General features: G+C 62.0%; 21 protein-coding genes. 18 read left to right on the top strand and 3 right to left on the bottom strand.

Features of this window, described 5'->3' with window-relative positions; genetic code table 11:
* The first annotated feature begins 31 nt into the window (after positions 1-31).
* The 7 genes from ACOJSJ_RS13825 to ACOJSJ_RS13855 all read left to right on the top strand — a co-directional run bounded on the left by ACOJSJ_RS13825 (position 32) and on the right by ACOJSJ_RS13855 (position 6,270).
* The gene (locus ACOJSJ_RS13825) at positions 32-859 is read left to right on the top strand and encodes a hypothetical protein (RefSeq protein ID WP_420145551.1); all 828 of its coding nucleotides are present in this window, start codon (positions 32-34) and stop codon (positions 857-859) included.
* 37 nt (positions 860-896) lie between these two features.
* Complete coding sequence (locus tag ACOJSJ_RS13830; protein WP_420145552.1) at positions 897-2,051, top strand: acyl-CoA dehydrogenase family protein; 1,155 nt, start codon at positions 897-899, stop codon at positions 2,049-2,051.
* Between the two features lie 37 nt (positions 2,052-2,088).
* Positions 2,089-2,604, top strand: coding sequence for a nuclear transport factor 2 family protein (locus tag ACOJSJ_RS13835; RefSeq protein WP_420145553.1), 516 nt, complete (start codon positions 2,089-2,091; stop codon positions 2,602-2,604).
* A 39-nt stretch (positions 2,605-2,643) separates the two neighbouring features.
* Entirely contained in the window at positions 2,644-3,654 is a 1,011-nt protein-coding gene (locus ACOJSJ_RS13840) for an NAD(P)-dependent oxidoreductase (RefSeq protein ID WP_420145554.1), read from the top strand.
* 172 nt (positions 3,655-3,826) lie between these two features.
* The gene (locus ACOJSJ_RS13845) at positions 3,827-4,747 is read left to right on the top strand and encodes an SDR family NAD(P)-dependent oxidoreductase (protein ID WP_420145555.1); all 921 of its coding nucleotides are present in this window, start codon (positions 3,827-3,829) and stop codon (positions 4,745-4,747) included.
* 45 nt (positions 4,748-4,792) lie between these two features.
* Positions 4,793-5,701, top strand: a complete 909-nt coding sequence (locus ACOJSJ_RS13850; RefSeq protein ID WP_420145556.1) for a TauD/TfdA dioxygenase family protein — start codon at positions 4,793-4,795, stop codon at positions 5,699-5,701.
* An 80-nt stretch (positions 5,702-5,781) separates the two neighbouring features.
* Positions 5,782-6,270, top strand: a complete 489-nt coding sequence (locus ACOJSJ_RS13855; protein ID WP_420145607.1) for a flavin reductase family protein — start codon at positions 5,782-5,784, stop codon at positions 6,268-6,270.
* Between the two features lie 19 nt (positions 6,271-6,289).
* Here ACOJSJ_RS13855 and ribB read toward each other — a convergent pair whose 3' ends face one another.
* On the bottom strand, positions 6,290-7,393 hold the full coding sequence (gene ribB / locus ACOJSJ_RS13860; protein ID WP_420145608.1) for a 3,4-dihydroxy-2-butanone-4-phosphate synthase: 1,104 nt from the start codon (positions 7,391-7,393) through the stop codon (positions 6,290-6,292).
* A 274-nt stretch (positions 7,394-7,667) separates the two neighbouring features.
* Between ribB and ACOJSJ_RS13865 the strand changes: the two genes are divergently transcribed.
* From ACOJSJ_RS13865 to ACOJSJ_RS13880, 4 genes are all read left to right on the top strand, one after another.
* On the top strand, positions 7,668-8,120 hold the full coding sequence (locus tag ACOJSJ_RS13865) for a MarR family winged helix-turn-helix transcriptional regulator (protein ID WP_420145557.1): 453 nt from the start codon (positions 7,668-7,670) through the stop codon (positions 8,118-8,120).
* Between the two features lie 86 nt (positions 8,121-8,206).
* Complete coding sequence (locus ACOJSJ_RS13870) at positions 8,207-9,442, top strand: MFS transporter (RefSeq protein ID WP_420145558.1); 1,236 nt, start codon at positions 8,207-8,209, stop codon at positions 9,440-9,442.
* Between the two features lie 268 nt (positions 9,443-9,710).
* Positions 9,711-11,909, top strand: coding sequence for a TonB-dependent receptor (locus ACOJSJ_RS13875; protein WP_420145559.1), 2,199 nt, complete (start codon positions 9,711-9,713; stop codon positions 11,907-11,909).
* Positions 11,910-11,994: 85 nt separating this feature from the next.
* Positions 11,995-12,483 carry a nuclear transport factor 2 family protein gene (locus tag ACOJSJ_RS13880; protein ID WP_420145560.1) on the top strand — a complete coding sequence of 163 codons (489 nt, stop codon included), beginning with the start codon at positions 11,995-11,997 and terminating at the stop codon, positions 12,481-12,483.
* Between the two features lie 74 nt (positions 12,484-12,557).
* Here the strand turns inward: ACOJSJ_RS13880 and ACOJSJ_RS13885 are convergent, their stop codons facing one another.
* Positions 12,558-13,529, bottom strand: a complete 972-nt coding sequence (locus ACOJSJ_RS13885) for a LysR family transcriptional regulator (RefSeq protein WP_420145561.1) — start codon at positions 13,527-13,529, stop codon at positions 12,558-12,560.
* A 99-nt stretch (positions 13,530-13,628) separates the two neighbouring features.
* Between ACOJSJ_RS13885 and ACOJSJ_RS13890 the strand changes: the two genes are divergently transcribed.
* On the top strand, positions 13,629-14,558 hold the full coding sequence (locus ACOJSJ_RS13890; protein ID WP_420145562.1) for an SDR family NAD(P)-dependent oxidoreductase: 930 nt from the start codon (positions 13,629-13,631) through the stop codon (positions 14,556-14,558).
* A 43-nt stretch (positions 14,559-14,601) separates the two neighbouring features.
* Here the strand turns inward: ACOJSJ_RS13890 and ACOJSJ_RS13895 are convergent, their stop codons facing one another.
* The gene (locus tag ACOJSJ_RS13895) at positions 14,602-16,023 is read right to left on the bottom strand and encodes an aldehyde dehydrogenase family protein (RefSeq protein WP_420145563.1); all 1,422 of its coding nucleotides are present in this window, start codon (positions 16,021-16,023) and stop codon (positions 14,602-14,604) included.
* Positions 16,024-16,365: 342 nt separating this feature from the next.
* Between ACOJSJ_RS13895 and ACOJSJ_RS13900 the strand changes: the two genes are divergently transcribed.
* From ACOJSJ_RS13900 to ACOJSJ_RS13925, 6 genes are all read left to right on the top strand, one after another.
* The gene (locus ACOJSJ_RS13900) at positions 16,366-17,253 is read left to right on the top strand and encodes an SDR family NAD(P)-dependent oxidoreductase (protein ID WP_420145564.1); all 888 of its coding nucleotides are present in this window, start codon (positions 16,366-16,368) and stop codon (positions 17,251-17,253) included.
* Positions 17,254-17,332: 79 nt separating this feature from the next.
* Complete coding sequence (locus ACOJSJ_RS13905) at positions 17,333-18,670, top strand: MFS transporter (RefSeq protein WP_420145565.1); 1,338 nt, start codon at positions 17,333-17,335, stop codon at positions 18,668-18,670.
* A complete protein-coding gene (locus ACOJSJ_RS13910; RefSeq protein WP_420145566.1) occupies positions 18,651-19,571 on the top strand; it encodes an IclR family transcriptional regulator in 921 nt (306 codons plus the stop codon). Before ACOJSJ_RS13905 ends, ACOJSJ_RS13910 begins: the two co-directional genes overlap by 20 nt.
* 5 nt (positions 19,572-19,576) lie before the next feature.
* The gene (locus tag ACOJSJ_RS13915; protein WP_420145567.1) at positions 19,577-20,347 is read left to right on the top strand and encodes a thioesterase family protein; all 771 of its coding nucleotides are present in this window, start codon (positions 19,577-19,579) and stop codon (positions 20,345-20,347) included.
* Positions 20,348-20,610: 263 nt separating this feature from the next.
* Positions 20,611-22,185: an acyl-CoA synthetase gene (locus ACOJSJ_RS13920; protein ID WP_420145568.1), complete on the top strand. Its 1,575-nt coding sequence runs from the start codon at positions 20,611-20,613 to the stop codon at positions 22,183-22,185.
* 18 nt (positions 22,186-22,203) lie between these two features.
* Positions 22,204-23,349, top strand: a complete 1,146-nt coding sequence (locus tag ACOJSJ_RS13925; protein WP_420145569.1) for an FAS1-like dehydratase domain-containing protein — start codon at positions 22,204-22,206, stop codon at positions 23,347-23,349.
* The last annotated feature ends 41 nt before the right edge of the window (positions 23,350-23,390 follow it).

Raw genomic sequence — 23,390 nt, forward strand, 5'->3', positions numbered from 1 at the left:
ACGGGACGCGCGGATATGGAGAGGAACGGATATGAAGGCGATACATGTCACCGCGCAGTCCGATGGTCGGATCGCCATTGCGGAGCTGCCCCTGCCCTGCGAGCGGCGGACCGGTGTCGGCGACGTCGAAGGATATCGTCGTCAGGCGCGGGGCGAGGAGCCGATCAGCAACAATTATGGTCCCAACCCGGCCGACCATCTGCGTTCGATCACGCTGGCCGACGGGCGCTTTACGGAACTGGCGACCCAGCCCGGATCGCTGCTGCACTTCATCATCGGCGGCGACCTGATCCTGATGCCGGACACGCCGCTGGCGCTGACGCTGGAGCCGGGGGACGTGATGCTGGTGGACGGGAATGCCGCGCCGCAGATCGTCATCGACGCGCGCAACGAAGGGCGGATCGTGCAGCTGGGCGTGCCGTCCGACTGGCCGGGGGACGATGCCAAGGTGCTGGATTCAGGGACGATCAATCCGCGCGGCGACCATGCGCCTAATTTCAAGCGCATCTATACCGGGGATCGGGAAAAGGCGTTCTTCACCGAATTTCCGGAGATTTTCGGTCATCCGGTCGGACAATGGAGCGCGCCGCGCCGCGTAACCGGTTTCCGCATGCTGACATGGGTGGACGGCTTCGTCGATTTCCATCCCAATGTGGTGAACCAGATGGGGATCATTCTGGCGGGCCAGCTGGATCTGGAGGTCGGCGGCGATGGGCGGCGCGAAGCCTTCCGCCCCGGCGACGTCTGTCTGACCGAAGATATTACCGGCGAGGGGCATCGCAATTTCGCATCGGGCGTGATGCATGTGACGACCATCGTCATCCCTGACGATCAGCTGTGGCCATGGTCGCGCGCGTGAACATCGGCGGATCAACGGACAATAGCGGGAGGACGATATGCGCCGACTGATTTTCGATGCCGAACATGACCAGTTTCGCGAAAGCGTCGCCCGCTTCATGCAGGCGGAGGTGGCCCCCCATGCCGAACGATGGCGCGAACAGGGGATGGTCGACCGCGACATATATCGCAAGGCAGGTGCGCAGGGGCTGTTATGCGTCTACGCCGAAGAGAAATATGGCGGCGCGGGCATCCATGATTTCCGTTTCGATCAGATCATCATCGAAGAAAATATCCGGCACGGGGAAATCGGATTCTACGTCAACCTGCACAGCAATCTGGTCGGTCCCTATCTGGTCGCGCTGTGCACGGACGAGCAGAAGGATCGTTTCCTGCCCGGCGTGGTGAGCGGCGAAACGATATTGGCCGTGGCCATGACCGAACCATCGACCGGCAGCGACCTGCGCAGCATCCGCACCACGGCGGAAGATAAAGGCGACCATTGGCTGCTGAACGGATCGAAAACCTATATTTCGAACGGCATATTGTCGGATCTGCTGGTGGTCGTCGCGCGCACCGACGCCAGCAAGGATGGGTTGAGCCTGTTTCTGGTCGAACGGGGCATGGAAGGGTTCGAACGCGGCCGAAAGCTGGCGAAGATGGGTCTGAAGGCGCAGGACACCGCCGAGCTTTTCTTCAACGACGTGCGGGTGCCCAAACATAATCTGCTGGGGGAAGTGGGGAAGGGTTTTTCCTATCTGTCCCTGTTCCTGGCGCAGGAACGGCTGGTCGGCGCGGTCAGCTTCATGGCGACGGCGCAGGCCGCGTTCGACATCACGCTGGATTATGTGAAGGAACGCAAGGCATTCGGCAAACCCATCGGCGCTTTTCAGGCCAGCCGGTTCAAGATGGCGCAGATGCGGGCCGAAATCGATGCGATCCAGACTTATGTCGATCAGTGCGTCCTGCTGCACAATAGCGGCGAACTGACCGCCGAGGATGCGTCCGCCGCCAAATTGCTGGCGAGCGAGTTGGAGGGGCGGGTGATCGATGAATGCGTCCAGTTGCATGGCGGTGCCGGGTACATGGAGGAATATCGGATATGCCGCATGTATACCGATGCGCGGATCAGTCGCATCTTTGCCGGTACATCCGAAATCATGCGGGAAATCATCGGGCGCGGACTGGGCCTGAGCGAACGGGCGCTGACCTAAAGCCGATGGCGGGGCGATCCATGCGGAAGGATGGGGAATGACGATCGAGGAATTGCTGGCGCGCGAAGCCGTGCGCGACACCATCGGCCGCTATGTGTCGGCGACCGACCGGGGGCGTTATGGCGAACTGGCCGATGTCTTCATGCCCGACGGCATCATCATGTTCGGCGACAGGGTGCGTTATGAAGGACGCGACGCCATCATCGCGGGCATGACGGAAGGGGCAAAGAAGCGCGGGGCGTTCGATTCCGACGCGAAGTTCCAGCGACATCTGCTGGGCGATCCGATCATCCGGGTTGTCGATGACAGTCATGCGCGCGCCGTAACTTATATTCTGGTGTTGAGCGAGGACGGCGTCGACGCGTCGGGCGTCTATATCGACCATTTCGAAAAATCGGGCGCGCGATGGCTGATCGCCAGCCGTTACGCGAATATGGAATGGGGACGCGGCGATTCCCGCAATGCCCGGCATTTCAAACCCGCGCCAACGCCGCTGGACCGGTTCGACCTCGGCTTTTTCAACGCTGCGGCGTCCGTTGCGCGTGACGCATGATGCCAGCGAAGGCCGTGCATTTTCTGAAAGGGTGAGACGATGGCTGATGAACGGATCGACCAGATCATGAATGCCCCTCCGTCGTCTTCCGACGGCATGGTCGGCATGATCGGGGTCGGCGATATGGGCGGGGCGATTGCCCAATGCCTGTTGCGCAGCGTCCCGGTAATGGTCGCCGACCTGCGCAAGGACGCGGTGGACGCGCTGGTCGCGCAGGGTGCAAGGGGCGCCGCGTCGCTGGTCGAGCTGACCGACAGTTGCGATGTCGCCATCATCGTCGTGGTGGACGACCGGCAGGTGACGACCGTCGTGGAGGAACTGCTGCGGCATCCCGGACGCCTGCACAGCATCATCGTGAGCAGCACCATCCTGCCGACGACGGTCATGGCGCTGACTCGGAAAGTGCAGGATGCGGGCATAGCCCTGATCGACGCGCCGGTATCGGGCGGGGATGAAAAGGCTGTGCGGGGCCTGCTGTCGATCATGATCGGCGGCGACACGGCGGCGGTGGAACGATGCTGGCCTTTGTTCGAAGCCTTTGGCAGCGAATTGTTCCACCTTGGTCCGGTCGGCGCGGGCAGCGCGGGCAAGCTGGTCAACAATCTGCTCAGTCTGGGTGGCAACATGCTGATCCTGGAGGCGATGCAGCTGGCGCGGGCCTATGGAATTACAGAGGATTCGGTGACGGAATTCGTCACGGTCAGTGCGGGCGATTCTCGTAATATCCGCACCTGGGGTCGTCATGACCGGTCGCGCCAGCATCATCATCTGGGAGGCACCGATGCGATTTACGAGATATTTTCCAAGGATGTGAAGACCGCCGCGCTCGCCGCCGGGCTGCGCGGGGTCGTGCTGCCGATCGCCGCCACCATCGGCGCGACCATGGGTGAACAGTTGAAGGCGCGAGATAAATATCTGATCGAAAACGACCTTCTTGGTCCCCTGCCGACATGCCGGGCCTGCGGACAGATATTGGCAAAGCCCTATCGCGACGCGGGCGCCCATCCCGAATGCGCGCTGGGCGAACTTACGGCTAAGGGCATGTCGTGATCGGGCGATCTAGGTCTTGAAAAAACCTACGCAGTAGTATTATTTATGATCCGGGGTTCAGGGATGATCGTGCCCGTCCCCCAAACGACTGGTCCGCCCATCGCGGCAAAGAAGAACAGCGTGCCGGACCGCCCGGAAAAAGGCGATCGGTATTTTTTTGAGAGGTGTCCGCATGGAAAAATTCCTGGAAGGCAAGGTCGCGATTGTGACGGGGGCGGGACGCGGCCTTGGGCGGGCCGAAGCCATTGCGCTGGCGGATGCGGGCGCGCGCGTCGTCGTCAATGATCTGGGCACCGATCTGGAAGGGCTGGGGACATCCACGGTCCCGGCGGATGAGGTCGTGCAGGAAATATTGGACCGTGGCGGGCAGGCCATCGCCAATTATGACAGCGTCGCACAATATGACGCGGCGGGGCGGATCGTGCAGCAGGCGGTCGACACCTATGGTCGCGTCGATATATTGGTGAATAATGCCGGCATCCTCAGCTATGATACGCTGGACGAATATACCGCCGAAGAATGGGACAAGGTGATCGCCGTCCACCTGTCCGGCTCCTTTTACATGTGCAAGCATGTCGTGCCGCACATGCGCGCGCAGAAATATGGGCGGATCATCAATACGACGTCCAATGCGTGGAACCTGCCATGCGGGCTGATCGGCTATGCCGCGGCAAAGGGCGGGGTGACCACCATGACATGGGCGCTGGCGTTCGACCTGCGGCCCGATGGCATCAACGTCAATGCGATCGCGCCCTTTGGCTATACACGCGGGGTCGAACCCGGACTGGAGCGTAAGAAGAAGCGTTATGAAAAGGGGCAGATAAGCCCCGAACGCTATAACAAGACGCCGGTCTATCCCGACGCCAGCTATTCCACGGGGATGCTGCTGTTCCTGCTCAGCCCGGAGGCGGATGAAATCAACGGATGCGTGGTGCGCAGCGGGGGTGGGAAAGTATCCCGCTTCGCCCATCCCGACGAATCCGTCATCCTGCTGCGCGATTATGAAAAGGACGGCCCCTGGACGGTCGAGAAATTGCGGGAGTTGCTGCCCGCCACCATGTTCGCGGGCAGCAAGAAGGCCCCGCATCTGTGACAGGCGGGCGCACAGGCGCCCTCAACATTCATGCAGGAGAGACGCATGTCGGACACAGTCGCAACCTACCTCAACATGCCCGACCCGGCGAACCCGCTGGACGTCGCGCCCGTGGGCGGCACATTGGGCGCGGAAATTCGCGGCGTGGCCGTGCAGGATGCCGATGACGCCACGCTGGATCATATCCGCGCGGCGATTGTGCGCCACAAGGTCGTCTTCTTTCGCAAGCAGCAGATGGATGATCAGGGGCATGAAGCCTTTGCCAAGCGGCTGGGCCGGTCCGACACGGCGTCCAAATCGCGCGGGTTGATCGAACTCAATTCGTCCGACGGCTATGCCGCCAATATCTGGCACACCGATCAGACCTATGCCGTCGCGCCGCCGGACATGACGATGCTGCGGTCGGTGGTCAGTCCGGTCGCGGGTGGCGATACTTTATGGGCCAATACGGCGGCTGCCTATGCCAACCTGCCCGCCCCGCTGAAGGCGCTGGTCGACGGCTTGTGGGGCATCCACAATAACAGTTTCGATTATGCGCAGGTGTTCGGCAAGGAAGTCGATGCTGCCGACGAAAAATGGCAGAAATCCCATCGGCCCAATGTGGTGGAATCGCAGCATCCGGTGGTGCGCATTCACCCGGAATCGGGCGAACGGACGCTGGTCGCCGGATTTTACATGCAGCGCTTTTACGGGATGAACGGATCGGATTCGCGCCACCTGATGTCGATCATTCAGGATCATATCACGGTGCCTGAAAATACGGTGCGGTGGCGGTGGGAGCCGGGCGACATCGTGATATGGGACAATCGCGCGACGCAACATCGGGCGATCACCGATTTCGGTACGCAGCTGCGCGTCATGAAGCGCGCCGTGATAGGCGGCACATCCGTCGTCGGCATCGATGGCCAGCAGAGCAAGGCGATCAAGGCAGCCGACGCGGTCAGGGCCGCCTGACGGCCAAAAGGCCGATGATCCTTGCGGAACGATAGGCAGGCGGCGATGCGCATGGGTGCATCGCCGGATGGAGAGACATGATGAACGCGATCACCGAGAGCGCCCGGTTCCGGCAGATATTGGGCCATTACCCAACGGGCGTATGCGCCATCACCACGATGCAGCCCGACGGGACGCCTGCGGCGATGATCGTGGGGTCTTTCACATCGGTTTCGCTCGATCCGCTACTGGTCGCGTTCCTGCCCGACAAGGGATCGACCAGCTGGCCCAAGATCGAAAGCGCAGGCGGTTTTTGCGTCAATGTGCTGGCCGATCATCAGGAAGAATTGTGCCGCACGCTGGCGTCCAGATCGCCCGACAAGTTCGACCATGTCGCCTATCATCTGTCGGCGCGGGGCATGCCGGTGCTGGACGGTGCGCTGGCCTGGATCGATTGCGCCCTTTATGCCGTCTATGAGGCGGGCGATCATTATATCGCGGTCGGGCAGGTCGAAGGGATCGACGTGCATCATCCCGGCGCGCCGCTGCTCTTCTACAAGGGCGCCTATGGCAGGGTGTCGCCATTATAGGAAAGGAAGGCGGGACCATTTAGTCCCGCATCGGAATGCGTCCGACGACGGACAGGCCGAACCCTTCGAGTGCGGCGAGTTTCGCCGTGCTCGACGTCAGCAGCGTCATGGTCCGCACGCCCAGATCCAGCAGGATCTGCGCGCCGATGCCATAATCCCGCGTCGCATGGGTGTGGGCATATTCCTTGCGGCCGCCATGGACGCGCCGGGAAATAGAATCCGGGCTGGGGTCGCGGACGAATACCGCAACGGCGGGGCCGTCATGCGCGGAAATCTTTTCCAGCGCGCGCGGCACATAATCAGGGTGCGCCTGCGACCAGCCCAGAAGATCGGCGGTGATGTCGACCTGATGCACCCGCACGAGGGTGTTCACATGGCCTTCTATATCACCCTTGCACAGCGCCACATGTTCGCCGCCATCCACCAGATTGCGATAGACATGGATGGTCAGATCCTTGCCATAGTGGTTCTGGAAAGGCGCGCTTGCCACGCGGCGGATCAGCTTTTCCGATCGGCGGCGATAGGCGATGAGGTCCGCGATGGTGCCGACCCTGATGCCATGCTCCCTTGCGAAGATCAGCAGTTCCGGCAGGCGCGCCATCGTGCCGTCATCGTTCATCACTTCGCATATCACGCCCGCGGGCGTCAGCCCCGCCAGGCGCGAAATATCGACTGCGGCCTCCGTATGGCCGGCGCGCACCAGCACCCCGCCATCGCGCGCGGTCAGCGGGAACACATGGCCGGGCGACACGATGTCGCCTGCCGCCTTTTCCGAATCGATGGCGACCGCAATGGTGTGGGCGCGATCATGCGCCGAAATGCCGGTCGTGACGCCTTCCTTCGCTTCGATCGAAATGGTGAAGGCGGTGCCATGGCCGGACTGATTATTGACGGTCATCGGCGGCAGGTTCAGCTGTTCCGCGCGCGCCTGCGTCATCGCCAGACAGATGAGGCCACGCGCATGCTTCGCCATGAAATTGATCTGGCGCGGCGTCGCAAACTGGGCGGGGATGATGATGTCCCCTTCGTTTTCGCGATCGTCGGCATCGACCAGGATATAGGGCAGGCCGTTCTTGGCATCTTCGATAATATCATCGATCGACGATAGGCCAGTGTCGCTCATGACGCGTTCTTCTCTGTTCTGGGGATGATCGCCGCGCTCGGCTGCAATGCGGTGCGCGGGCAGGGGTGGGATCAGCGGTCGCCGTGCGACGGCGATGCCGGTTTCAGGGCGCATCAGGTCGCTCATATCTTCTCTCCATGCGCAATATCTTGTCGGATAAAATACTACTGAGTATTTTTTATTCGTCAACAGGGGTGAGCGATCGATGCGAGACCGAAACGGGAAGATATGAAGTTTAACTTTGTAGATAAACTTCATTATGGCATGAAGCGCCATGACCGAATCGACAGACATGTTGGCCGACGCCGATTGCCGCACGATGGCAGGGGAGGTGCGGGCGCTGGTCAGCCGATTGCGTCGTCGCATGCGCGAAGAGGCGCAACTGGGCGACCTGACCCCGTCGCAGGCGGCCGCGTGGATGCGGCTGGAACGCGACGGCCCCCTGACGATCAGCGCGCTGGCCCGTGTCGAAGGGATGCGTCCCCAATCGATGGGCGCGATCGTCACGGCGCTGGAAACGGCGGGGTTCGTCACGCGGACATCCGATCCGCGGGATGGGCGGCAATCACGCATCAGCGTGACGGACAAGAGCCGCGAATTGGTGATGGCGGGGCGGCTGGCCCGGCAGGACTGGCTGATGGGCGTGATGCAACGGAAATTGTCGCGCGACGAGCAGGCGGATCTGGCGAAAGCCATCCCGCTGCTGCGGCGACTGGCGGAATCCTGAGGGCGTCGCCGTCATGAACCGCCGCCCCGACACAAGCGATCGACCGTGGATGATGGCGTCGGGCCGGTGCGCCCATGGTGGCGACCATGGGTGCTGACGCCGGGGGTGCGTTTCGGGCGCTGGCCAATCGCAACTATCGCCTCTGGTCCATCGGTTCGCTGATTTCCAATCTGGGCGCATGGATGCAGCGAGTCGCGCAGGACTGGCTGATCCTCGTCGAACTGACCCGGCACGATGCGACGGCGGTGGGGATAGTGACCGCCTGCCAGTTCGGGCCGCAGGTTCTGCTCCTGCCCTGGACCGGGGCTGCTGCGGATCGGGCCGACCGCAAGAAACTGCTGTTCCTGACGCAGGCTGTCATCGGCCTGCTTGCTGTCGGGCTGGCGCTGCTGACGATCGGCGGATGGGTCAGGGTATGGCATGTCTATGCTTTCGCGCTGGGGCTGGGATGCGCGACGGCATTCGATGCGCCGGTGCGGCAGGCCTTCGTATCCGACATGGTGGGTGAAGCCGACGTCGCCAATGCCATAGCATTGAACGCAACGGTGATGAACGGTTCACGCCTGATCGGCCCGGCGCTGGCGGGCGTACTGATCGCGGCCGTCGGGTCCGGCTGGGTCTTTGCGATCAACGCCGCGTCCTATGGTGCGGTGCTGTTGTCGCTGCTGCTGATGCGGACGGCGGACCTGCGCGCGCCACTGCACCCTGCGGGCGCGTCGGGCGGTTTCGCGGAAGGGATAGCCTATATCCGCGAACGGCGGGAAATCATGATATTGCTGGGGATGCTCTTCGTCTTTGGCACGTTTGGCCTGAATTTCCCCATCTTCATATCGACCATGGCCGCGTCCGTATATCATCTGGACGCCAGCGGTTTCGGCCTGCTGACCTCAGCGATGGCGGTCGGTTCTTTCACCGGGGCGATCGTGGCGGCGCGCCAGGCGCAGCCGGAAATTCGCCGGATCATCGGTGGCGCCCTGCTGTTCGGGGGCAGCTATGCGGTCGCTGCGATCATGCCCGATCATCTGCTGTTCGGGCTGGCGCTCATGTTCGTGGGCATTGCGTCGCAGACGGTGACCACATCGGTGACCAGCCGTGTCCAACTGGCTACCGAACCGCGCATGCGGGGGCGGGTGATGTCGGTCCTGATCACCGTTGCGCTGGGCGGGCAGCCGCTGGGTGCGCCGATGGCCGGGTGGATCGCCAATGAAGTGGGGCCGCGATATGCCGTCGCCATGGGGGCGGCGGCAGGATTTCTGACGGCGCTGATCGGCTGGCTCTGCCTGCTTCGTCGACGTGAAACGGGGACCGGTGGTCCCGCCTGAGGCACGCGGCGCGAATCATCGCGCCTGCATTTGTGCGTCACGATCAAAATTTATCTGACCCCGCACATCATTATCCCCCTCCACGCGCAGCGTGAAAGGCCGTGAAATCGGGCCTTGTCGACCATCCCAATCCTTTGCAATTTTTCGATTGCGCGCACCGCTTGACAGTCAAACCTACGCAGTAGTATGTAAATTGGCCTACCCGATAGTCTTGGCCGAAGCGCCACGAGCGACACATCGCATCGTAAAGATAAATGAGGGAGGGGATATGTCAGTAGCGTCCAGAATCGCGGTTTCCACGCTTGCCCTAGCGACGGGCATGTTCGGTGCGTCGTTCGCCCATGCACAGGCGACGGCAGACCAGCGCGGCATCGAAGACATCATCGTCACCGCGCAGAAGCGGTCCGAAAGTCTTCAAAAGGTGCCGATCACCGTGTCCGCCATATCGGCGGTGACGGCGGATGCGCTGGGCATCAAGGATACGACCGACCTGCAATTCGCCACGCCGGGGCTGGTCATGCATCATGGTGGTTATTCCATGACGCCGACCCTGCGCGGCATCGGCACCGAAGCAGGCTCCGCCGGGCAGGAATCGCCGATCGCCACCTATGTCGACGGGGTCTATCTGGTGTCGGCCAGCAGCTCCATTTTCTCGCTCAGCAATATCGAGCGGGTGGAGGTGCTGAAAGGGCCGCAGGGCACGCTGTTCGGCCGCAATGCCGTGGGCGGTGTCATCAACATCATCACCAAACAGCCCAGCCATACGCCCGAAATCAAGGCGACGGCCGGATATGGCAATTATGATACGGCCGAAGCCGGCCTATATGCCACGACCGGCCTGACCGATGCCATCGCGGCCGACGTCTCCGTTTTCTGGCGGCACCAATATGACGGCTATGGCCGGGTCGTCGCGGCGCCCGGCCAGGTCAATCCGGCGGCGGGGAAACCCACGTTCCTGAGCAAGGAATTCGCGATCCGAAGCAAGCTGCTGGTAACGCCGGGCGACAGCACGGACATTACGATCGCCATGGATTATAGCGATGGTGAAAATGCGCTCGGCACGGCCAGGCGGTTGCTGCCCGGCACGCGCGCTGCGGCGAATGTCATCCCCAATGACGTCGGCCCGGTCGGCGGCTTCTGGGACGTCAGAAGCGACTATTATCCGCAGACCGCGAAATATAAGGCGTGGGGGATCAGCGGCACGATCGACCATGATTTCGGTTGGGCCAACGTCAAAAGCATCACCGCCTATCGTCGGCCGGACGTGAACTCTTCGGGCGATCAGGATTCGGTCGAAGCGCCCCTGTTCAACGCCTTCACGCCGACGAAGCTGCGCCAGTTCAGCCAGGAACTGCAACTGCTGTCATCCGACAGCAGCAAGGTGAAGTGGATATTGGGCCTCTATTATCTCAACGCCGATTATGATGCCGAATTTCAGTATATCGGGTCGCTGTTCGGTCCCAATCGATATGATTCCTTCCAGATCGTCGACGTGCATCCGACCACCAAGTCACTGGCAGGTTTCGGTGAATTGACGATCCCGCTGGGCGATAGCACGCGGGTTACGGCAGGCGCGCGCTATACCTATGACAAACAGCATATCGACGGGCAGACGCTGAACAATGCCGGGCCGGTGCCGCGGTCTCAGGTGGACAAGTCGCAATCGTTCAGCAAGCCGACATGGCGGCTGTCGATCGACCATGAATTCACGCCGACGCTGATGGCCTATGCTTCCTATAATCGCGGTTTCAAGAGCGGCGTCTACAGCTCTACCGCGCCGACCGATCCGGCGGTCAGCCCGACGACGCTGGACGCCTATGAACTGGGTTTCAAAAGCCAGCTGTTCGACAATCAGGTGCGGTTCAACGCATCCGCCTTTTATTACGACATCAAGGATATTCAGCTGACCATCCTCAATCCGGGTGGTGGCGCCTCGCTCGTCCTGCTGAACGCGGCGGCGGGGCAGGTGAAGGGCGTGGATGTCGATATTGAGGCGGTGCCGCTCCAGAACCTGACGCTGCGATTGGGCGGGGAATATCTCGACACCGAATATAAGGATTTCAAAAATGCGCCGGTGGGCGTCGTCAATCCAAACGGTGGCGTCATCATCAACCGGGTGGACGCATCGGGCAGCGATTTCGTCTATGCGCCGAAATGGACGTTCAATGCCAGCGCCCTTTATGACATTCCCACGCAGGTCGGCGATTTCAACCTGTCCGTGAATTATTATAAGCAAAGCAGCTTTCTTGGCTATTTCGACAGTTTCCGTCAGTCGGGTTACGACCTGATCAACGCGTCTGCCGGGTGGACGAGTTCCAACGGCCGCTGGAACGTGAAATTCTGGGGCAAGAATCTCGCGAACGAAAAATATTATAATCATATCGCCATCGGCACCCGCCGCGCCGCCGGTTCGCCCGGTGCGCCCCGGACCTATGGCATAACGATCGGCATGAACTGGGGCGGCTGACGATGATGCGGGCGGGGCCATTGCCCGGCCTTGCGCTGAACGACCATGACAACAATCATGACAAGGCGAAGGAAGGATGGGATCAATGCTGGAACAGGTTGGGCAACAGCTTCATGTCGATGACGCGATCCTTCACTACCCGGTGTCGGGTGGTGAAATCGATGGCGGCGTCATCAGCGCCGACATCTATGTGGATGCGCCTGTCGAGGCCACCGTGCCGGATCATCATGCATGCCGGATGGCGAAACGCTATCTCGACATGATCAACAGCAAGGATCTGTCCGAAATCCCCGCTCTGTTCGAAGATGATGCGGTGCATCTGGGCGGCCTCGCCACGCGGCTGCGCGGGCCGGATGAAATCACCGCCTTCTTCGTCGACAAGATCGTTCCCATGGATGTGAAGGTCGTTCCCGTCGCCTTTGGCGGTTCGGGGGACGATTGCCTGGTATCGATCGCGGTCGAACGAATGGTGGGCGGGGAGCGCCGCTTTGCGCTGACCGTGGTGGATCATGTGACCATCGGGGCCAGCGGCAAGATCAAGCGTCTGGTCGCCTTCATGCGGCCCGGCGACTGATCGCATCGCTGCGCAGAAGACTCCCAAGAGGGCGGCCCTTTTTCGGCGCCGCCCTTTTTCGTGACGGCTGCCCGTCAGCGGACGGTGTCGGATAGCGCCATGCCCGTTTCGCCATCCGATGACGCGGCGGACGGCGCCGCGCCCGGATCGGCGGCATTGATGGCGCGCACCAGTGCGACGAAGGCGCGCATCCCGGCCGCCATATGCCTGTGTCGGGGATAATAGAGGCACAGGCCCGGATAGGGCAGGGTCCAGTCTGACAGCAGCTGGACCAGCCGCCCGTCCGCTATCGCATTGCGGACGCTCCATTCGTTGACATAGGCCAGCCCCGCACCATCCAGTGCGGCGCGCAGGACCAGACGATCGCTGTTGAGGGTCAGGGGACCATGGACGTCGATCTGCATGGCTTCGCCGCGTCGGTGGAATTCCCATGCATAGGTGGACCCGCCCGGCAGCCGGTACCGGATGCACACATGATCTTTCAGGTCGGTCGGCATCTTGGGCTTTTGCCGCCCCACCAGATAGGATGGCGCAGCCACCACGATATGCCGTTGCGCCTTTCCGAAAGGGACCGCGATCATGTCGAGCGGCACCATGTCGCGCAACCGGACACCGGCATCGAACCCTTCGGCCACGATGTCGACCAATCGCCCTTCGGCGACGATTTCCATCTGCATATCGGGATATTGGCGCAGAAATTCGATCGCGACCGACGACAGCAACTGTTCGCCCGCCCGTTCCGACGTGCTGATGCGGATCAGCCCAGCCGGGGTCGATCGCCGTTCATTGGCTTCCGACATGGCATGGGTGATTTCCTGCATCGCGGGCGCGATCCTGGCCAGAAACTGCTCTCCATCGGATGTCAGCGACACGCTTCTGGTGGTGCGGTTGAGAAGCCGCACGCCAAGGCGGGCCTCCAGCGATGCCACCGCATGGCTCACCGCCGAAGCCGACAGGCCGAGGTCGATCGCCGCGGCCCGAAAACCCTTGCGTGACGCCACCGCCATGAAAGCATTGAGTTCCGTCAGGCCGGGTGTGGAGATCATGCGAAATCACTCATGATGCTGTGCACATTTGCAGGGATTATCAAGACAATCGCATCGACTTACGACTGTTGCAAGAAGCCATAAGAGTGGGAGAGTGTCATGACGCGACTGACGACAGGATTTGGATTCCGATCGACCGCGGCAGAGGTTCTGGACAATGTCGATTTGAGCGGAAAGCGCGCGATCGTGACTGGCGGCGCGTCCGGCATCGGCGTGGAAATCGCCCGCGCGCTGGCGGGGGCGGGGGCGGCGGTGACCCTGGCGGGTTTGCCGTCCTTCGACGGGGAACCGGTCGCCGCGGAACTGCGCGCATCGACGGGCAACGATGCCATCGACGCGCGCGGACTGGATCTGGGTGACCTCGATTCCGTCCGGGCATTTGCCGAACAGTGGCAGGGACCGCTGCACATTCTGGTGAACAATGCGGGCATCATGGCCTACCCCGAACTGGCAAAGACGCCGCAGGGGCTGGAGCTTCAGTTCGGCATCAACTATTTCGGCCACTTCGCGCTCGCCACCTGCCTGCGCCGTGCGCTGTTCGCGGCCGATGGTGCGCGGATCGTGTCGGTCAGTTCGACCGGGCATCATTTTTCGCCCGTCATCTTCGACGACATCCATTTCGATTTCGTCCCCTATGATCCGGTCGTGGCTTATGGCCAGTCCAAATCGGCCGCCGCCCTGCTGTCGGTCGGGGTTACGCAGAACTGGTCCGAATATGGCGTGTTCGCCAATGCGCTGCACCCCGGCGCCGTGCCCAGCGGTTTGCAGAAGCATACGGGCGGCACCAGAACGCCGGTGGAACTGCGCAAGACGGCGCAACAGGGCGCGGCGACATCCACCTTGCTGGCGGGATCGCCGCTGCTGGCGAATATCGGCGGGCGCTATTTCGAAAATTGCAACGAATCTGCGCCGGTGGACAAGCGGACCAGCGATTTTTCAACCGGCGGCTATGCGCCATATGCCATGGACCCCGACAATGCGCAGCGTTTGTGGAAGATGTCGCATGCCCTGATCGCCGACCTGTCCTGATCTGGCAAGGCGCGCCGGACGAATGGTCCGGCGCGCAGGCTCTTCATCTGCAGCCCATCAGGGTTTTCGGCTCCAGAAAGGCCTCCAGACCATAGACGCCGAACTCCCGGCCGATCCCCGATTGCTTGAAACCGCCAAATGGCGCCATCGGCTCGAAATAATTGCCGTTGATGAACACGCGACCGGCCTCGACATCGTGCGACAGGCGCTGCGCACGGGCGATGTCGGACGAAAAGATATAGGCCTGAAGACCATAGGTCGTGTCGTTGGCGATGGCGATCGCGTCATCTTCATCCTTGTAGGTGATGACCGACAGGACCGGGCCGAAAATCTCCTCCCGTGCGATGGTCATGTGATTGTCCACGCCGGTAAAGACGGTGGGCTTCACGAAGAAGCCGCTTTCCAGCCCCTTCGGCTTGCCCGGACCGCCCGCCAGCAATGTGGCGCCTTCGTCCAGTCCCGCCTGTATGTAGCGCTGGACGGTGTCCCACTGTTTCTGGCTGACCATGGGGCCTACCTTGGTTGCGGGATCGCGCGGGTCGCCGACCTGCGTCGCTTCGACGGCGGCGCGCAGGACGGGGGCAAAGGCGTCCAGCTGCTTTTCGTGCACCAATATGCGGGTGCCGGCCATGCAGGCCTGGCCACTGTTCATGAAACCGACATCCAGCAGCGCAGGCATGATCTTTTCGAAATCGGCGTCGTCCAGAATGATGCTGGGCGATTTGCCGCCCAGTTCCAGCGTGACGCGCTTCATCGAATCCGCGCCGACCTTGACGATTTCCTTGCCCACGGCAGTGGAGCCGGTGAAGGAAATCTTGGCGACGTCGTTGCTCATGGTGATTTCGCGGCCGACGACCGGTCCGCGACCATTGACGACGTTGAACAGGCCCGGCGGCAGATCGGCTTCATGCAGCGCCTGAAGCACCGCCTGTGTCTGCAGCGCGCTCATTTCGCTGGGTTTGATGACCGCCGTGCAGCCTGCCGCCAGTGCCGATGCGAGCTTGGCGCAGATGAACCCCGCATTGGCGTTCCACGGGCTGATCAGGCCTGCGACGCCCAGTGGCTGCATCACGATGTCCGCAGTGCCGATGGCGCGATGAAAATCATATTCCTCCAGCGCGCGGGCCGCGTCCAGAAAGACGGCGGCGGCATAGCGGGGCGTCGCGGCGGCACGCGGTGCGGGCGCGCCATATTCCTCCACGATCGTGTCGACCAGCGCATCCGCATGCGCCGCGACCGCGTCGTGCAGTCGGTGCAACAGCGCGATTCGTTCGGCCTTGCCGGTGCGGCGATAGGATATATGGGCACGTTTCGCGGCCGCGATGGCGCGCTGCGCATCCTGCTCATCGCCCAGCCTGACACGGCCGATGACAGCGCCTGTCGTCGGATTGTGCAGATCGAACAATTCGGTCCCGTGCGGCGTCACGAACGCCCCGTCTATATAGATTGTATCGATGGTCCGCATGCCAGTTCCTCTCCGCTATGATGTATGCGGACCGGAATAACGCGCTAAAACTATGCGCGACAAGCATGACAATCATGCACAGATTGACGCGTAATTTCGCACAATCTTCCGGTATATCGGCACGAAGTTGACAAGCTTCATGCAAAAACCTACCAAGTAGTATGTTAGTAATGCGCCGAGCCATGATATGGATGCGTCGCAACGAAAAAGGGTGCGTCAGGCAGGACACCGCCCCTGAAAAGGGAGATTGCGCCAAAAATGGCGAGCGGTGTCTGAATGCCGGAGGGGCCAGAAATATATGGCCCGGCCGTACCGGGGTGATGATTTAGGTGGAGGTATCACATGTCGACGGTTCTGGTGGTCGGTGGCGCGGGGGGCATCGGATCGGTCGTGATCGACATATTGCTGGCGCGTGGCCGTCCGGTCATCACGACGGTGCTGAACGAAGCGGAAGCTGACATCGTACGCACCCGGTTCGACGGGCGCGTGCCGGTCGATGTCGTCGATCTCGCAGAACCCGAAGATGCGCGCGAAAAGCTGATCGCGCTGGCCGCCGCCCGGCCCGACCTGAACGGCGTGATCGTGTGCGCCGGGGTCGCCTGGTTCGGGGCGGTCGAAACCACCCCCCTGTCGGTATTTTCCCGCATGATGCAGATCAACGCGGTGGGCACCGTCGCCATCTATCAGGCGACTTTGCCGGTGTTGCGGAAAAATGGTGGCAGGATCATCCTGATCAGCACGATTGCCGGGCGTGTCCCGATGGCGTTCATGCCAGCCTATAGCGCGTCGAAATTCGCGCAGGAGGCCCTGTGCGACAATATGCGCCGGGAAGCGGCGCGTCAGGGTGTGAAGGTCAGCATCATCACGCCCGCTGGCGGCATTCGCACCAACATGGTGCAAAAACAGGTCGACGGCATCCGGCAGGAATTTGAATCGCTCAGCGACGAACATAAGCAACGCTATGGCTATCTGTATGAAGGCTATGGAAAATTCTCGAAGAACAGCCTGGAGGCGACGGCCTACACACCTCAGGCGGTGACCGATGTGGTGTTCGAAGCCTTCGATGCGGAACAGCCCGCCAGCCGCTATCTGGCGGGTGACGGCGACATCGTCACATTGATGACGGGCATGAGCGATCATCAGCAGGACGCCTGTTTCGACGCGCTCTTCGCCGACGGGGCCACCTTTACATCGTCCAACATCAGGGAATGGATGGCCCGCCAGTCATGATCCGGCGCAGGCGCCCGTCATCGCACAGGCGCCCGTTCCGCCGGGATATCGCACCGACATCCATCGCAGGAGGTACAGGGTGACAGTGAAATCCGCCGATATGGCTTCGATGCGCCTGCCAGATGCGGTGGACGTTCCATCCGATCCGGGTGCCGGGAAATGGTATCTGCTGGGCATATTGATGCTGATTTCCCTGATGGGAACGATCGATCGCGGGGTGATTTCGGTCACCGCCGAACCGCTGAAGGCCGATTTCGGCCTGAGCGACAAGCAGATCGGCCTGTTGAGCGGCATGGCCTATTCATCGACCTATGCGTTGGCGATCCTGCCCATGGGATGGCTGGTCGACCGGGTGAACCGGCGCAATCTGCTGAGCGCGACCGTCACCATGTGGAGCATATTGACGGCGGCCTGCGCCGCATCCTCCAGCTATGCCGCGCTGTTTGCCGCGCGCATGGGGGTGGGGGCCGCCGAAGCGCCGGTGTCGCCCGCCAGCATGTCGATCGTTGCGGATGCCTTTCCCGCCAGCCGACGCAATACCGCAATCAGCCTGTTTCTGGCCGGCTCCGGCGTGGGCGTGCTGTTGCAGTTCGTAATCGGCGGCTGGTTGCTGGCCCATTTTCACTGGCGCGCGGTTTTTCTGGTCGCAGGGGGGCCGGGCATCATTCTGGCGATATTGTTGTTCCTGACCACGCGTGAACCCGCAAGGGGCGCGTCTGAAACGGCCGATGACGCCCCGAAGCCGGAGGTGGCGAAGGCGCCGACGATGGGCGAGGTGCTGCGCAATATCGGCGCGAACAGGCCGCTGTGCCTTGCCATCCCTGCAATTACGCTGGCGACCGGCGTCTTCTTTTCCTTCGTCACCTGGACGACGTCCTTTCTGGTGCGCATCCATGACCTCAGCATCAGCGGCGGGGCCTTGCGGATCGGCATCATCTTTGGCGTGGGCATGACGGTGGGGTGCGTTCTAGCCGGGCCGCTGGCCGATGCTTTTGCGAAGGGCGACCGGCGCAGGATTGCGATCGTACCCGCCATCGGCACCTGCGGCGGGGCCATTGCGGGGGCCGTGCTCACCATGGCGCCTTCCTTGCCGGTGGCGCTTGCGGGGCTTGGCGCACTGGGACTGATGGCCGGGTTCAGCCTGGGGCCGGGTTATGCGCTGATCCTGTCGCTGACGCCGCCGCGCGAACGGGGGGCGCCCATGGCGACGACGAAGCGCAGCGCCGAATTGCGGGGCGGGGGGCTGCTCTCCTTCCGGACGGGGGCGATTTCGGACGCGGTGGGGGGCAGCGATTCGATCCGCCCCGCGCTTTTATCCAATGCGGCTTTGTTGATGGTGGCGGTTTTCTTCTATCTGGCGATCCATCGCATGGTGGGGCGGCAGGAACGATTGTCAGGTGCGGGGACCGTCGCATGACCATGGCGTTTCGCCCGCCTTTCCAGCGATGACGGGCGGCGCGTCTTACCCGCCCCGATCCCAGCAAAGGTCGCGGCCCGACCGCGACCTTGCCAGCGCGATGGAGGCCAGCAAGGCCCCCGCCATATCGCGTGCGGTGGCGGTGCTGCGCTTTCTGGGAAAGGCCGATTTGCCCTGCGGCGTTCATACCGTCGCGCGCGAACTGGGGCTGGTGCCCAGCACCTGCCTGCATGTGTTGCGCACGCTGGTGGCCGAAGGGTTGGTGTCGTTCGACCGGGACACCAAACGCTATGCGCTGGACGCCGGCATATTGACGCTGGCGCGGCACTGGCTGCGCCGGAACCGCTTCACCGACATGGCCCAGCCTCTGCTGGACGATCTGGGCCAGACCTATGACGTGACGGCGCTGGGTGTCCGGACGTCCGGGCTGGATCATATGGTCGTGGTCGCGCTGTCCCAGACCGGCCCGACATTGCAGCTGAGCACCCATATCGGTAGCCGCTTTCCCGCGTTGATCAGCGCCAGCGGCCGATGCGTCGCCGCCTTTGGCGATTTCGCGGAGGCCGACCTGCTCGCCAGATTCGCGACGTTGCAGTGGGACAATGCGCCAACGGTCGAACAATGGCTGGAACAGGTGGAGCAGACCAGACGGCTCGGCTTCGCCGTCGATCACGGCCAATATATCGCCGGGGCCAGCGTGATGGCGACGCCGGTATGGGAAACGGACGGCACGTTCCGCCATGCTCTGGTCACGATCGCGATCGGCGGCGCGCTGCACCGCACGGATACGGACGCGCTGTCCGCCAGCCTGCTGACCGCAGCGAAAACCATATCCCGGCGCCTCAATGGTCTGTCGGCGGATGAAGAAGGCCCGGTCGGAAAAATACGAAAGGCTGGATGAGGGTGATGATGCTTGCCGACCTACTCGAACATGGCCGCATGGGTAGCTTTCGCGATCAGCCTTTGCCCGACGACTGGACGCAGGGGCGTACCACCTATGGCGGGGCGTCGGCGGCCATGGCATGGGCGGTAGGGGCCGATCTGGCGCAGGGATTGCCGCTCAAAAGCGCGCAATTCGCTTTTACGGCGCCTCTGGCGGGAAAGATGGATGCACAGACGCGCATTCTGAAACAGGGCAGAAACGCGATTTTCGTGGGCGTCGAACTGACGGGCGAGCTGGGGACTGCGTTGATCGCGTCACTTCTGTTCGCGCGCGCTCGTCCCTCGAACCTTGCATATAACGATATGCCCGCTCCGGCCGCGATGGCGCCGCAGGAACTGGATTCGCGGCCCCGCCCCACGGGTGCGGCCGCCTTTACCGCGCATATGGATTACCGGTCCGCCACGCCACAGAAGGTGAAGGGCATGCCCGACATTCTGCGCTGGGTACGATTGCGCGATCGCGATGGCGTGCCGGGCATCGCCGAATTGCTGGCGGTTGGCGATGCGCTGCCACCTGCGGGGCTCGCCCTGTTGCCCGAACCGCGTCCGGCCAGTTCCTGCAACTGGACGATCAACATTCTGGATGACGACCCCCGGACGACCGACGGATGGTGGCTGCTGCAATCGGCCGCCCGGTGGATCGACGCAGGGTTCGGATCGCAGGTGATGACCATGTGGAACAGGAACGGTCGTGCCGTCGCACAGGGGATGCAGAGCGTCGCCATTTACGGCTGATCGCCACCGTTCGGGCATATCGGCATTCCGACATTGCCGGCGACAGATGGACTTTCCGCCCACCCGCTGGTGATCGGGGCAAGGGTTCATTCCTGATCGTCAGCAACCCCGTCCCCCGTCGACCGCGCCCCGCGTCTCTTTTTTTATGTTCGATATATGCAACATCATTTCCTATTTACAATGATACTCAGTCGTATGATACATGGTTCATCGGCGCTTCCACGCGTGAAGCCGCTCCCTCTCCGCAAGCAGAGATTGTGACGATGACGAGCAAACTTACCGAATTTACCCGCTATGCAGACGCGCAACAGCACGCCAGCGGGCAGGCGCTGTGGGATCTTTTCGATGGTGACGCCGACCTTCTGAACATCGCGCACGAATGCATTACGCGCCACGCGGATGGATGCGGCCGAGCGGCTGTCCGGATCGCCCATGCCGATGGGCGCAACGAATGCCTGTCCTTTGATCGGATCGCGGCGGGGGCGGCGCAATTTGCGCATTGGCTGGATGCGGCCGGGGTTCGCAAGGGGGATCGCATCGCTTTCATGCTCGAACCGTCGCTGGCATTTTATGTCTGCCTGTTCGGTGCGATGCAGACCGGCGCCATTTCCGTGCCGATGTTCACCCTGTTCGGGCCGGATGCGCTGAAGCTGCGGCTGAATGATTGCCATCCCACGATATTGATCACCAACGCGGAAAAGGCCGACATGGCCCGCGCCGCCGCGGCGGAATGCGGGCAGATCCGGATATTGGTGGCCGATGACGGGCTGATGGCCGACATGGCGCAATATCCGATCCATTATTTCCCAAAGACGCGTGCGGATGATCTGGCGGTGTTCCAGTATACGTCGGGCACGACCCGCGAATTGCCCGAAGCCGTAAAACATACGCACAAGGCATTGGTGACGCTGATGTTCGCGGCGCTGTACGGCACCGGCATTCGGCCCGGCGACGAATTTTTCTGCCCATCGTCCCCGGCCTGGGGGCATGGATTGTGGCACGGCACGCTGGCGCCGCTGGCTCTGGGCGTCACGACCGGCACTTTTGCCGGTCGCTTCGACGGCGTGCGCCTGATGCAGGCGCTGCAGGATTATGGCGTGACCAATTTGTCCGCCGCCGCGACCCATTATCGCATCATGAAGAATAGCGAAAAGGCCGATCAGTTCAGCTTTTCGATCCGGAAACTATCCTACACCGGCGAACCGATCGACCCCGCGACGCTGGAATGGATCGATCGTCATTTCGGCGTTCCGGCCTGTTCCATGTACGGCACCACCGAAATCGGGGTCGTGCTGGTCAATTATCCGGGGGCCGAAGACTTTGTCGTGAAGCCTGGTTCGTTGGGGAAGGCCGTGCCGGGGCAGCGGCTGGAGGTGCAGGCGCCAGACGGGCGTCCATGCGCACCGGGCGATATTGGCGAACTGATGCTGTGGCGCGGGGGCGGCTGGCTGTCGACCAAGGACCGGGCGAAGACCGACGAGGACGGATATTTCTATCATTGCGGCCGGGCGGACGACGTCATCATTTCGGCGGGCTGGACGATGAGCGCCGTCGAAATCGAAAATACCCTGCTCAAACATGACAATGTGCTGGAAGCCGCCGTTATCGGCGTGCCCGATGAAACCCGCGGGCAGGTGGTGAAGGCGTTTCTGGTCACGTCCCGCGCGGGTGACGATGCTCTGGCCAAGGAGCTTCAGAATTTCACGCGGGAACGGCTGAGCCAGCATGAATTTCCGCGCCTGATCGAATTTGTCGAAGAACTGCCCAAAACCCCGGCGGGCAAGGTCCATCGCAAGATGTTGCGCGACCGGGAAGCCGCATTGGCGAATGCAAACTAGAATAGAGAAGGAGAAGATATGGCTACTCTGGCTGAAGAAACCCGCAACCGGTTTCCGAAAATCACCGAAGCGGGTCTGGACGATCTGCGCAAGCGTATCGGCGTGGCGATCACCGACACGGTCGAACCGTGGAATTATGAAGCATCACGCGATGCGATCCGCCATTACGCGCATGGCATCGGCGACGATAACCCGCTCTGGTGTGACCCGGCCTATGCGGAAAAGAGCAGATATGGGTCGATCGTGGCGCTGCCCAGTTTCCTGTTTTCGACCAGCCGGATCGTATCCGGCTATTGCGGCGGGCTGGCGGGCGTGCATGCGATGTGGGCGGGGGCGGACTGGACCTGGCACAAGCCCGTCCTGCGCGACGACGTCATCCGCACGCAGGCGCATCTGAAGGATCTGGTCGAACATCAGACCCGTTTTGCCGGGCGCGCGTTCCAGCAAATCTATCATGTCGATTTCTTCAACCAGCATGGCGATCTGGTGGCGGAATGCGATTCCTACGTCTTTCGCACCGACCGTGACGAGGCGCGCGAACGCGGCACCAAATATACCGAAGCGCGCGGCCGGGTGGAACCGTTCACACAGGATCAGCTGGCGCAGTTCGCCGACATGTATGCAAAGGAAGAAGTGCGCGGCGCGGCGACCCGTTACTGGGACGACGTCAATGTCGGCGAGGCGTTGCCGCGCATGATCAAGGGGCCGATGACCGTCACGGGCTTCATCTGTTACGCGCAGGGCTGGGGCGGCCTCTATATCCGGGCGAACAAGATCGCGTGGAACATGTTCGCCAAGCATCCGGGACTGGGCATTCCCAATCGCTTCAACGTGCCCGACTGCCCGGAACGGGTGCATTGGGACGAGGCGTTCGCGCTGGAGGTCGGCGCGCCCGGCGCCTATGACTATGGCCCCGAACGCTGTTCCTGGCTGACCCATCATATCACCAACTGGGCAGGGGACGATGGCTTCCTGCGGAAATCCAAATGTCAGGTCCGGCGTCATAATCCCGATGGCGACGTCATCTTCATCGACGGATCGGTCATCCGCAAGTTCGAGGAAAATGGACGCAAGCTCGTCGAAATTCAGCAGCGGGGCGAAACCCATCGCGGCGAATTGTCCGTCATCGGATCGGCGATAGTCGAGCTTCCCGCCAAAAGCTGAAGCCATCCGTCAGGAAATGAAAAGGGGGGAGCGGGACGATG

This window comes from Sphingobium sp., assembly GCF_048594625.1.
In the GTDB taxonomy this organism is placed as follows: Bacteria; Pseudomonadota; Alphaproteobacteria; order Sphingomonadales; family Sphingomonadaceae; genus Sphingobium.